12 protein-coding genes and 1 riboswitch (1 of these 13 running past the window's edge) are annotated in these 9,809 nt (G+C 44.0%); of the genes, 1 reads left to right on the top strand and 11 read right to left on the bottom strand.

Features of this window, described 5'->3' with window-relative positions:
• From ispD to ACTQ1L_RS07775, 10 genes are all read right to left on the bottom strand, one after another.
• On the bottom strand, nucleotides 1-586 hold the 5' portion of the coding sequence (gene ispD, locus ACTQ1L_RS07820) for a 2-C-methyl-D-erythritol 4-phosphate cytidylyltransferase (RefSeq protein WP_441366406.1). 134 nt of this gene lie to the left of the window's left edge; the window shows 586 of its 720 coding nt (coding positions 1-586); the start codon lies at nucleotides 584-586; its stop codon lies off the left edge, out of view.
• Nucleotides 587-662: 76 nt separating this feature from the next.
• A complete protein-coding gene (gene tsaD, locus ACTQ1L_RS07815; protein WP_441366405.1) occupies nucleotides 663-1,700 on the bottom strand; it encodes a tRNA (adenosine(37)-N6)-threonylcarbamoyltransferase complex transferase subunit TsaD in 1,038 nt (345 codons plus the stop codon).
• A 116-nt stretch (nucleotides 1,701-1,816) separates the two neighbouring features.
• Nucleotides 1,817-2,398, bottom strand: a complete 582-nt coding sequence (locus tag ACTQ1L_RS07810) for a DUF6715 family protein (protein ID WP_441366403.1) — start codon at nucleotides 2,396-2,398, stop codon at nucleotides 1,817-1,819.
• Nucleotides 2,399-2,409: 11 nt separating this feature from the next.
• Complete coding sequence (locus ACTQ1L_RS07805; RefSeq protein ID WP_441366401.1) at nucleotides 2,410-3,321, bottom strand: ribonuclease Z; 912 nt, start codon at nucleotides 3,319-3,321, stop codon at nucleotides 2,410-2,412.
• The gene (rimI, locus tag ACTQ1L_RS07800) at nucleotides 3,315-3,764 is read right to left on the bottom strand and encodes a ribosomal protein S18-alanine N-acetyltransferase (RefSeq protein WP_012741724.1); all 450 of its coding nucleotides are present in this window, start codon (nucleotides 3,762-3,764) and stop codon (nucleotides 3,315-3,317) included. The genes ACTQ1L_RS07805 and rimI overlap by 7 nt, the downstream gene beginning before the upstream one ends.
• Complete coding sequence (gene tsaB, locus ACTQ1L_RS07795; RefSeq protein WP_441366399.1) at nucleotides 3,761-4,474, bottom strand: tRNA (adenosine(37)-N6)-threonylcarbamoyltransferase complex dimerization subunit type 1 TsaB; 714 nt, start codon at nucleotides 4,472-4,474, stop codon at nucleotides 3,761-3,763. The genes rimI and tsaB overlap by 4 nt, the downstream gene beginning before the upstream one ends.
• Nucleotides 4,474-4,923, bottom strand: coding sequence for a tRNA (adenosine(37)-N6)-threonylcarbamoyltransferase complex ATPase subunit type 1 TsaE (gene tsaE / locus ACTQ1L_RS07790; RefSeq protein WP_321112527.1), 450 nt, complete (start codon nucleotides 4,921-4,923; stop codon nucleotides 4,474-4,476). The genes tsaB and tsaE overlap by 1 nt, the downstream gene beginning before the upstream one ends.
• Before the next feature lie 60 nt (nucleotides 4,924-4,983).
• Nucleotides 4,984-5,481, bottom strand: a complete 498-nt coding sequence (locus tag ACTQ1L_RS07785; RefSeq protein WP_321112526.1) for a YcxB family protein — start codon at nucleotides 5,479-5,481, stop codon at nucleotides 4,984-4,986.
• Between the two features lie 119 nt (nucleotides 5,482-5,600).
• Nucleotides 5,601-6,209: an ECF transporter S component gene (locus ACTQ1L_RS07780; protein ID WP_118003652.1), complete on the bottom strand. Its 609-nt coding sequence runs from the start codon at nucleotides 6,207-6,209 to the stop codon at nucleotides 5,601-5,603.
• A 130-nt stretch (nucleotides 6,210-6,339) separates the two neighbouring features.
• Nucleotides 6,340-6,454: riboswitch (FMN riboswitch) on the bottom strand.
• A gap of 54 nt (nucleotides 6,455-6,508) precedes the next feature.
• Nucleotides 6,509-8,869, bottom strand: a complete 2,361-nt coding sequence (locus ACTQ1L_RS07775) for a Tex family protein (RefSeq protein ID WP_441366396.1) — start codon at nucleotides 8,867-8,869, stop codon at nucleotides 6,509-6,511.
• Nucleotides 8,870-8,955: 86 nt separating this feature from the next.
• Between ACTQ1L_RS07775 and ACTQ1L_RS07770 the strand changes: the two genes are divergently transcribed.
• Entirely contained in the window at nucleotides 8,956-9,384 is a 429-nt protein-coding gene (locus ACTQ1L_RS07770; protein WP_441366395.1) for a hypothetical protein, read from the top strand.
• On the opposite strand, the gene ACTQ1L_RS07765 is transcribed toward ACTQ1L_RS07770, so the two are convergent.
• The gene (locus ACTQ1L_RS07765; RefSeq protein WP_441366393.1) at nucleotides 9,355-9,783 is read right to left on the bottom strand and encodes a DUF2752 domain-containing protein; all 429 of its coding nucleotides are present in this window, start codon (nucleotides 9,781-9,783) and stop codon (nucleotides 9,355-9,357) included. The genes ACTQ1L_RS07770 and ACTQ1L_RS07765 overlap by 30 nt on opposite strands.
• Between the last annotated feature and the right edge of the window lie 26 nt (nucleotides 9,784-9,809).

The raw sequence follows: 9,809 nt of genomic DNA, 5'->3' as shown, positions 1-9,809 counted from the left end.
CATCCGTAATTGCCGGCACACTTTTCCCATATGACATGTCACTAAACAGCTTATCATAGGACTGAGCCAGCAAATCATATTCAAAGCATTGCGGTGTCTGAATCTGCCACAGACTTTTTCTGTCAGGAGTATTTGCCGAATATCCGAATTCATCTGACACCTTTATTGTGTCCTTTACAGGCATTCCTGCCACACAGGCCTTTTCTTTTTCAACCGTATGCATAGAGCGGACTATTATTTCATTATCTACCAGAGGGCGTGCTCCGTCATGGATCAGCACATAGTCCGTGCCGTTTGCTGCTTTAAGCCCCTCGTATACAGAGTTGTAGCGTTCTTTTCCCCCCTGCACTACCGCTTTCACCTTCTCAAAGCCATATTTTTCGATTATCGAACGTCTGAAATACTCAATATAATCCGTGCTGCAGACTATGACTATTTCATCAACAGGGCTATCCTCAAATGCTTTTATACTATAATAAATCACAGGTTTTCCCAGAAGTTCCATGTACTGCTTTGGCATATTGCTTTTCATCCGGCTTCCTGTACCGGCTGACAGTATGATTGCTGTGAACTTTTTCTTGTCCATATTCTTTCCTTTTCCTATCCATGATAAATCTGCACATTATGTTTGCACACCGGTGTAACCGGAAGCAATTACAGAATCATTCACCAAGCTTTAGATTGGGAACCGCATTCAGATCAAGTCCGGACCTCTTGCCTGCTATAAAATCATAGTATGCCGCCGCACCTATCATTGCCGCATTATCTGTACACAGTATCGGTGACGGACGATAGAATTTAACACCCTTGCGCGCGCACATTTCCTCCATGGCATGACGAATAACACCATTAGAAGCAACGCCTCCCGCAATGGCAAATTTGTCCATTTTAAACTCATCTATGGCATTCTCAGCGTGTCCGACAAGCACATCTGTAACCGCCTGCTGGAACGATGCTGCCACGTCTGCCTGGTTTATTTCCAGTCCCTTCATCCTGCAGCTGTTTAAATAATTGAGTACTGCTGATTTAAGCCCGCTGAAGCTGAAATCATAGACTCCGCCCACAATCTTTGCTCTTGGGAACTCTATGCTGTGCGGATCTCCCTCATGTGAAACCTTTTCTATCTTAGGGCCTCCCGGATAGCCAAGGCCTATTGCTCTCGCTACCTTGTCAAATGCCTCTCCTGCCGCATCATCCCTCGTGCGTCCGAGAATCTCATATTTTCCGTAATCTACCACTCTCACCAGATGCGTGTGTCCTCCTGATACGACGAGTGCCAGAAATGGTGGCTCTAAGTCTTTATTTTCTATATAATTGGCACTGATATGTCCCTCTATATGGTGCACTCCGACAAGAGGAATATTTCTTGCGTATGCTATAGCCTTTGCTTCTGCCACGCCTACAAGCAGTGCTCCTACAAGCCCCGGACCATATGTGACTCCTATTGCGTCTATATCATCAAGTGTCATCTGTGCATCTGAAAGTGCCTGCTCTATGACCTGATTAATTTTCTCAATATGCTTTCTGGAGGCTATCTCCGGTACTACCCCTCCATATAAAGTATGAAGAGCTATCTGCGATGAAATCACATTACTTCGCAGATCCCGCCCATTTACTACGACTGCTGCCGCAGTCTCGTCGCATGAGCTTTCGATTGCAAGTATTTTAATTTCTTTTTTTGTTTCTGTATTTTCTGTCATTTTATTACACCAATCGCAACTGTAAACTCAGACAATTGCCGCCTATCTTTGTTATTATACTGTCTCTGATGCATCATATCATTAGAATAAATGCATCAAACTTTAAGAATACTACTCTACTCTGTTTCCGCATCCGTGTCTGCTTCAACCTTGTAGAATGTAAGTATCTTCCAGCATCCTTTTTCATCCTGTCTTAATACATAATCCTGATAAGTTTTAGAATACGAGCTTCCCTCTTTCATGAAATAAGAAGCTCTGACGTACGCAATCTTTTTCCCATTATCGGTGATATATTTTACATCATTGCTGTCACACACATCTGTCTGTGCCATAGTAATCCCCTGATCACTGTAGTTTTTTGCATCGTCCTTCACTGACTGCTTGTAAGTATCCTTCGGATTATTTGCCGCAAGCTCATCATCAAACAGTTTAAGCGCCTGCTCAACAAGTCCATCAAGCTCCTTATCAGTATAATTTTCCTTATAATAGCAGCTCAGTATCTTGTTATACAGCTTAACAACCTCACGCGGTGTCTGCGGATAATTCTTTTCCAAATCCTTCGACGTAATCTTTTGTATATCCGTGAGTGTCTTTTCCTTTTGGACTTTCTTTTGAGAATTGCTGTTTACCATGTAAAATGTGCCACTGATTCCCGCAATCAATACAATTGCAATTATAACAATACCTATCTTTTTCATCACATGCCTCCTTAGTCCTCGTCAAACATGAGCTCCACGCTCTTTCCGTCTTTTCCAAGATATGCGTTTGCAAAAATATCCCTCACCTGTGGCATATAATCCTCTGCACGGACAAGTGACGGCGAAAAATGTGTAAGCCACAGCTCCTTCACGCCGGCTCTCTTTGCCATGTCTGCTGCCTCGTAAAAGGTCATATGCTTATACTGCTTTGCTTTTACTATCCTTTCCTTTTCAGCATACATGCCCTCGCAGATAAAAAGGTCTGATTCCTCTGCTGCCTCCACTATGTGCTCAAGTGGTCTTGAGTCCGTACAATATGTTACCTTTATGCCCTTTCTTGCCGGTCCTAGCACCATATCCGGAGTATACACTCTGCCCTCAAATTCAATGGTATTGCCTTTCTGAAGAGGATTCCACAGGCGCATCGGAATTTCTTTTTCCTTTGCTCTTTCCACGGAAAATCTGCCACTACGCTTTATCTCAACCGAATAGCCATAGCACAACACCGCATGCTTTACGCGGAATGCGTGAATATGATATCCGTTCATCTCAAAATATTCATCCTGCTCATTGAGCTCTATGCATTTTATCTCAAAAGGCAGCTCCGGCGCAATCGTCCGAAGTGCAGTGACAACCCTTGTAAGCCCCTTAGGTCCAATAATGGTAAGCGGCTCGTTGCGCTCGGCATTTCCCATTGTAAGAAGAAGCCCCGGCAATCCGCTGATATGGTCTGCATGAAAGTGGGTGATGCATAAAATATCTATCGGCTTGAAATTGATTCCGGCCTCCTTCATCGCAATCTGCGTTCCCTCACCGCAGTCAATAAGTATATTGCTGCCGTTATATTTTAGTGAAAGTGCCGTAAGCCATCTGTTTGGCAAAGGCATCATGCCTGCTGTTCCAAGTAAACATACGTCTAACATAAATTTTCCTCCGCAGTATAGGACATGATGACACCGTCCTCTACCGGATGCTCATATAGATTTTTTCTGATTCCAAGGTTTACAAACCCCATCTTCTGATACAGTGATATCGCAGCCTCATTAGTCACCCTGGCTTCTAACACAATGCGCTCAACACCTGACTCTTTTGCCTTTTCCTGCAAGCATCTGATAAGATGTGCACCCACACCTTTTCCTCGTGCTGATTTTTTGACTGCTATATTGGTCAGCTCTCCCTCATCAAATGACACGTAGGTACACTGATACCCCAGTATCTCGCCATCCTCCTGTGCCACAAGCATGATATTCTCCGGAAGCCTCATGGCATCCAAAAATCCCTGTCTGCTCCAGGGCTGTGTGAAGCTGTCTTTTTCTATCTGCGCCACCGAGTCTGCATCCTCCGGCTCCATGGGTCTTATTATCATATTCTAAAATCTCTCTCCTTTTCCTGTCTCTCTCTCTCCGCCTGTGATAATCTGAGATACTCAGGCTTATGGTCTGCTGCATTTTCTGCCCTGCCCTGCTCATAGAGCACCTGTCCAAGACATGCTACAGCCGATGCTCTTTGCTTATTGCACATGGCAGGCGCAAAGTCATAGTCCACCTTTACGTGCTCATTAATATAATCCCTGAACACATCCACTCCGTCTCCAAGGAAAATCACCCTGTGGCCGAGCTCATTGATTTTGTCAACTATCTCTTCTATCATCACTACGCACTGTGGCAAAATGGTGTTCATCCTGCCATCGGCAAAATCATACAGCCCTGTATAGGTCTGCTGCCTTCTTGCATCCATAAGAGGACAGACAACATCTGCACTGCCCCACAGATTGTATGCAAGCGCATCTACAGTAGGTACAGAAACTATCTGCTTATCCAGTGCCAGTGCAAGCCCCTTCGCCGTCGCAGAGCCTATGCGAAGCCCTGTAAACGATCCAGGTCCTGCTGAGACTGCAATAAAATCTATTGTCTTAAGGTCAAGCTCTGTCATCTTAGCCACCTCATCAAGCATCGGAAGAAGCGTCTGCGAATGTGTCTTTTTATAATTTATCGTGTATTCTCCTATCAGATTATCGTCCGATACGACAGCCACACTGGCCACAAGCCCTGAGCTGTCAAGCGCAAGTATCTTCATTATAAAACCTCTTTTATTGTTATTTTTCTATAGTCAAAGCCTTTTTCCAGGTCTTTTTCAATCGTAATCTCTTTTCTCTTCTTTGGGAGTATCTCCTCAATGAGATTTGCCCACTCTATCATTGTAAGACCATCTCCGTAGAAATAATCCTCATAGCCTATTTCATCCATCTCCTCAATGTCACCAATCCTGTATACATCGAAATGATAAAACGGCAGCCTGCCCTCCTCGTACACCTGCACTATGGTAAATGTAGGGCTGTTTATCGGCTCTGTGATGCCAAGCCCCGCTGCTATGCCCTGCGTGAGCACTGTTTTACCCACTCCTAAATCACCCACAAGTGTACACACATCCCCCGGCTTTGCCTGCTGTCCAAGCGTAACCCCAAGTGCATGCGTATCATCTGCCGAAAAGCTTTCTATTACTGTTATATTTCCTTCACTACTCATATTACCAGCTTATACCCTTATCTATTTATTTTATCTTTTATTATCTTATATCTATTTTGTTTATTTGATTTTCAGTCTGTATTTCTCCAGTGTACTGCCTGCCAGCTCCTTTAACGGCTCATAGCTGTCGCCCAGCTGCTCCTTTGAGAGAATGTATGCATTCTTCCTGTTGCTGAATATAAGTATCCTCTTATCATTTGCCACGAATCTGTACACCTGCTCCCACGGAAGCTGCGCCATCTCATCTCCCTGGCTTACATTTATGTGCTTTTCGTCTACCACAAAATGCAGTGGCTTTGAGAAAACTTCATTTGTCTTCATAATCATCTTTACCCTGCCCTTGAGTGAAAACGGCACATATAGCAGCACCAGAATACCAACTATAATATAAAGCACCACATACTCCGTATTGCCTTTTTGTGCGCTTAACACTGCTGCCGCAGCCAAGAGCACAGCAAACAGCAATGATATGACACCCTGACTGCCCTTGTACGCCTGCTCTATATTAAATGAATATAAATCTTTTTCTGTTACTTTTACATCAAATTCAAGCTTCATATCCTGCTCCCAACTAAATATTTGGGTTTATTATAACATTCCTTTTAAAAAAAGAAAAGAGCGCAATTGACTGCGCTCTTTATGTTTGTTACTAATATATATTGTGTCAGGTATTTTCTCTATCCTCTGCCCTTTAAAACAGGTGACAATCTCTTGTATACAAGCACTGTGATAAGTGTTGATATAAGTCCCTTTACGATGGTAAACGGAACATTGAATATTAAAAGTGCCTGCCACAGCTTGCCTACTGATGGGAGAAGCTCACTGTAGGCACCAATGATTGCTTCCATTGGCATGAACTTTGTGTATGCCGGGTACACGATAAACAGGTTTGATGGGAAGCTGATGATTCCCATTACCACTGAACCGACTAAAGCGCCGATTATTGCACCCTTTTTTGACTTATTCTTCTTGTAGATAAGTCCTGCTGTTGCTGTAAATACTGCTCCAAGAATAAAGTTTGAAAGCTCTCCTACCGTAAAGCTCTGTGTTACTGTACAGTGAAGCAGGTTCTTGATAAACTCTACAATCACTCCTGCTAACGGTCCATATGCAAATGCGCCGATAAGTGCAGGCAGATCTGAGAAATCAAACTTAATAAAGCCCGGCATGATTGGAATTGGAAACTCGAGGTACTGAAGTACAAATGCAAGTCCGCTTAACATTCCTGTGCCGACTAAAAGTCTGATGTTTACTTTTGATTTTGTGTTGTTTGTTGTTACGTCCATTTTACACTCCTTTGATGCTTAAGGAATCCTGAGGATATTGTGAGTGCAGCTATCTAAAATCTGAATAGCTGCTTTAAAAAATCCCGGAAGAAAATCTTCCGGGACTTAATATCACAGTGTAATAACACCTAATAATCTTCTCTCATCCAGACTATACTGTCGGCTTCGGAATCACACCGAATCATGCCTTGCGGCTCGTGGGCTGTACCACCGGTAGGGAATCGCACCCTGCCCTGAAGAATTCCTATTTATTTTACAGACTTATGATATGCACTTTGAAGTGTTTTGTCAAGGTGTTTTTAATTATCAAGAATAATATTGTCAAAGAAATTATTTTTCTTGCCCTTTATGTAGTGTGGCTTTTTGTTTCTGTTGTTATTATTCTTGCTGTCTGTACTATTTCTATCGTTTCTGCTATTCCTGCCGCCGTTATTTCTATTACTTCTGTCAGCCTTGTTATCGACATTGTTTTTTCCACTGCCGCTGTGTTCTGACTTACCGGCCTTGTCTGTACCTTGTCCGATTTTCATGGTAAGCTGGATGCGCTGCTTTTTGAGGTCAACGCTCATAACCTGCACATCTACTATGTCCCCTACACTGACAGCCTCAAGCGGATGCTTGATATAGCGGTCACATATCTCTGAGATATGCACAAGTCCGTCCTGATGTACTCCTATATCCACAAAGCATCCGAAATCTATTACGTTTCTGACTGTGCCCTTTAATACCATACCCGGTGTGAGGTCCTTCATCTCAAGGACATCGCTTCTTAGAATTGGCTTTGGCATATCCTCACGTGGGTCTCTTGCCGGCTTTTCAAGCTCTTTTACGATGTCACGCAGTGTGATTTCACCAACTCCTGCCTCGTCTGCGAGCGCCTTGTAATCAGATACCTTCTTTGAGATTCCAACTACATTTCTGTTCTTTACATCCTCCATTGTGTAGCCAAGCTTTTCAAGCACTGCCTTTGTGGCATCATATGACTCAGGATGCACGCCTGTGGCATCAAGTGGGTTCTTTCCGTCTGTGATACGCATGAAACCTGCACACTGTTCAAATGCCTTCGGTCCAAGCTTTGCTACCTTAAGAAGCTGTGAACGTGATGTGAATTTACCGTTTTCCTCTCTGTAGTCCACGATGTTTTTGGCAATGGTCTTTGAGATGCCTGATATGTACTCAAGCAGTGAAACTGATGCTGTATTTAAATCAACACCAACCTTATTTACGCAGTCCTCTACAACTCCTCCGAGTGCCTCTGAGAGCTTTTTCTGGTTCATATCGTGCTGATACTGTCCGACTCCGATTGACTTTGGATCAATCTTTACAAGCTCAGCGAGCGGATCCTGAAGTCTACGCGCCATGGATGTGGCACTTCTTTGTTCCACATCAAAATTCGGAAACTCCTCCGTGGCAAGCTTGCTGGCTGAATATACTGACGCACCTGCTTCATTTACTATGATGTACTGCACCTTTACCGGAATTTCCTTTAACAGCTCGACAATCACCTGCTCTGACTCACGCGATGCTGTTCCGTTTCCGAGTGAGATAAGAGTGACATGATGCTTGTCTATGAGCTTTTTGATTACGGCCTTTGCCTCCTCAACCTTGTTCTGTGGTGCTGTCGGGTAGATTACTGTGGTATCGAGCACCTTTCCTGTAGGGTCTACGACAGAAATCTTGCAGCCTGTACGGAATGCCGGATCCCATCCAAGCACAACCTGTCCTGCAATTGGAGGCTGCATGAGAAGCTGCTCCAAGTTCTTTCCGAATACCTTTATGGCACCATCCTCTGCTTCCTCTGTCAGATTGTTTCTGATTTCACGCTCTATGGCAGGGGCAATAAGCCTGTCGTACGCATCCTCCACTGCCTCTGTGAGTACGGCTGCTGTAGGCGCTCCATCATTTGTGATAACCTGCTTTTTAAGATATTTTATGATATCCTCTGTCGGTGCCTCTATCTTTACTGTGAGGATTTTTTCCTTCTCACCACGGTTAATTGCGAGTGTTCTGTGACCTGCCACCTTGGAAAGAGCCTCATCAAATTCATAGTACATCTCATAGACAGACTCTGCCTCCGGATCCTTGGCTGTCGATATAAGACGCCCCTTTTGCATGGTAAGCTCTCTGATTTTTGTTCTGTAACCGGCATTGTCTGATACGTTCTCTGCAATGATATCCTTTGCTCCGGCGAGTGCAGCCGCTTCATCTGCCACATCTTTTTCTGCATCCACATATTTAGCTGCTTCTGCCATGATATCAACAGACGATTCCTGCGCTAAAATGGTCTGTGCAAGTGGCTCTAAGCCCTTTTCCTTTGCGATTGTGGCACGGGTTCTTCTCTTCGGACGGTAAGGTCTGTACAAATCGTCAACCGCCACCTGTGTCTGTGCCTCAAGGATTGCCTTCTTAAGCTCATCCGTAAGCTTGCCCTGCTCCTCAATGCTTGCAAGCACTGTCTGCTTCTTGTCCTCAAGATTACGTAGATATGTCAGTCTGTCGAAGAGATTTCTGAGCACCTCATCATTTAATGAGCCGGTTGCCTCCTTTCGGTATCTGGCGATAAAAGGAATGGTGTTTCCCTCATCTATCAGCTTGACAGCGGCCTCGGCCTGTCCTTTTTTAATCTGCAGTTCTTCTGCAATTGCAGCAATAATATCCATTTTTTTACCTCTTTAAAAAACTTATTCTTTTCGTATTATAAATGAAGTGATACAATAAAATCAACTTTATAGAAAGGAATTTTATTATGGATCCACAAAAATTTGATTATAATCAGGATTATAACTATAATTTCGGCAGCAATTATGGGCCGGGCTTTAATCCCAACAACAATTTCTACAATAAACGCTCTCGCAATATGGAGGTTGCAGCACTTGTGCTTTCAATAATTGCCATCGCGTCGTGCAGCTGTATTTATGTGTCTATCATATGCGGCTCGCTTGCCATGATTTTTGCGTTACTGTCAAAAGGCGGTGCCACCTCAATGAGCAGCATAGCTATGACCTCATTCTGGATTGCGTTTGCCTCTGTTGTTATCACTCTTATTATCTATATCGGTTCGTTTGCCGCCATGCTTCACGAATACGGAAGCATCGAGGGTATATTAAAGGAATACCAGAACCTGACCGGTATCGACTACAATGAGCTACTTAAGCAGATGAATACCGCAAAATAATATAAGCATATTTTTGACTATACAGTTTACCACAATAATGGCAAGTGCAAGCCACATATATAATGGCCTAAAGTGCATTCCGATGTGCAGCCTGCCGCGGCTTATCCGCTGCAGCGTCTGTGACAGCATAAACCAGCCTCCAAAAACGGCTGTATACGGCACAAACGGATGGAGTACAAACGACCTTATCAGATGCCCGTGCAGCAGCGCAAATGTGGCTCTCGTGCCACCGCACCCCGGACAATAGTAGCCTGTATATGCGTGCATCGGACATGGAGGCACCTTTGTGAGTATCTGCGTACCGCATACTCCAATCACTGCCGCAAGAGCCGCAAATACAGCTATGCATATCCAGCCCGTTATATAGAAATACCTGTCGATTGTTTCATCTGTCTGCATGATATGTGTGGTCCTTCCTGTGATTT

The organism is Agathobacter sp. LCP21S3_B2 (assembly GCF_052118705.1).
Classification (GTDB): Bacteria; Bacillota; Clostridia; order Lachnospirales; family Lachnospiraceae; genus Roseburia.
Note: the sequence above shows the minus strand (reverse complement) of the source record. Positions and strands in the feature narration are given on the sequence as shown.

What these genes read in the sequence shown, in the direction of transcription:
- tsaD (WP_441366405.1), bottom strand. Translation starts at nt 1,700, where the DNA reads ATGACAGAAAATACAGAAACAAAAAAAGAAATTAAAATACTTGCAATC.
- ACTQ1L_RS07785 (WP_321112526.1), bottom strand. Translation starts at nt 5,481, where the DNA reads ATGAAGCTTGAATTTGATGTAAAAGTAACAGAAAAAGATTTATATTCA.
- rimI (WP_012741724.1), bottom strand. Translation starts at nt 3,764, where the DNA reads ATGATAATAAGACCCATGGAGCCGGAGGATGCAGACTCGGTGGCGCAG.
- ACTQ1L_RS07810 (WP_441366403.1), bottom strand. Translation starts at nt 2,398, where the DNA reads ATGAAAAAGATAGGTATTGTTATAATTGCAATTGTATTGATTGCGGGA.
- ACTQ1L_RS07805 (WP_441366401.1), bottom strand. Translation starts at nt 3,321, where the DNA reads ATGTTAGACGTATGTTTACTTGGAACAGCAGGCATGATGCCTTTGCCA.
- tsaE (WP_321112527.1), bottom strand. Translation starts at nt 4,923, where the DNA reads ATGAGTAGTGAAGGAAATATAACAGTAATAGAAAGCTTTTCGGCAGAT.
- ACTQ1L_RS07780 (WP_118003652.1), bottom strand. Translation starts at nt 6,209, where the DNA reads ATGGACGTAACAACAAACAACACAAAATCAAAAGTAAACATCAGACTT.
- tsaB (WP_441366399.1), bottom strand. Translation starts at nt 4,474, where the DNA reads ATGAAGATACTTGCGCTTGACAGCTCAGGGCTTGTGGCCAGTGTGGCT.
- ACTQ1L_RS07775 (WP_441366396.1), bottom strand. Translation starts at nt 8,869, where the DNA reads ATGGATATTATTGCTGCAATTGCAGAAGAACTGCAGATTAAAAAAGGA.
- ACTQ1L_RS07770 (WP_441366395.1), top strand. Translation starts at nt 8,956, where the DNA reads ATGGATCCACAAAAATTTGATTATAATCAGGATTATAACTATAATTTC.
- ACTQ1L_RS07765 (WP_441366393.1), bottom strand. Translation starts at nt 9,783, where the DNA reads ATGCAGACAGATGAAACAATCGACAGGTATTTCTATATAACGGGCTGG.